Raw genomic sequence first — 697 nt, 5'->3', positions numbered from 1 at the left:
CTCCACCCCCGGCCTGCGGCCGGCGGTCCCCCTCCCCGAGGCAAGCTCGGGGAGGACTTTATCTCGCAACCGTCAACCTAGCCTGACACTCTGCTTGTGATGGCCGTCCGATGTGTTAGACATGGGCTCTATGGCCTTTCCCTTTTCTGCCATCGTCGGCCAGGACGAAATGAAGCGTGCCTTGCTGATCAGCGCGGTCGATCCGCGCATTGGCGGGGTGATGGTGTTCGGCGATCGCGGCACGGGCAAGTCCACCGCCGCGCGCGCGTTGTCCGCGCTGCTTCCGCCGATGGTGGCGATCGCCGGTTGCCGCTACAATTGCGCACCCGAGGAAGCGGAACGCTGCCCCGACCAGTGCGGCGCGCGCAAGACCGCCAAGGTGCCGGTGCCGTTCGTCGACCTGCCCTTGGGCGCGACCGAAGACCGGGTGCTCGGCGCGCTTGACCTCGAACGCGCGCTCGGGCGCGGCGAGAAGGCGTTCGAGCCGGGGCTGCTCGCCCGCGCGCATCGCGGGTATCTGTATATCGACGAGATCAACCTGCTCGAGGACCATCTGGTCGACCTGTTGCTCGACGTCGCGCAATCGGGCGAGAATCTGGTCGAGCGCGAGGGGCTGTCTGTCCGGCACCCCGCGAAATTCGTGCTGATCGGCAGCGGCAACCCCGAAGAGGGCGAGCTGCGTCCTCAGTTGCTCGAC

1 protein-coding gene is annotated in these 697 nt (G+C 67.1%); it reads left to right on the top strand.

Annotation, left to right across the window (positions count from 1 at the left end; genetic code table 11):
• Positions 1-130 precede the first annotated feature (130 nt).
• On the top strand, positions 131-697 hold a 567-nt coding region (locus tag DM995_RS09305; protein ID WP_198669310.1), incomplete at its 3' end, for a magnesium chelatase ATPase subunit I.

Source organism: Blastomonas sp. UPD001, from assembly GCF_003426715.1.
In the GTDB taxonomy this organism is placed as follows: domain Bacteria; phylum Pseudomonadota; class Alphaproteobacteria; order Sphingomonadales; family Sphingomonadaceae; genus Blastomonas.
Note: the sequence above shows the minus strand (reverse complement) of the source record. Positions and strands in the feature narration are given on the sequence as shown.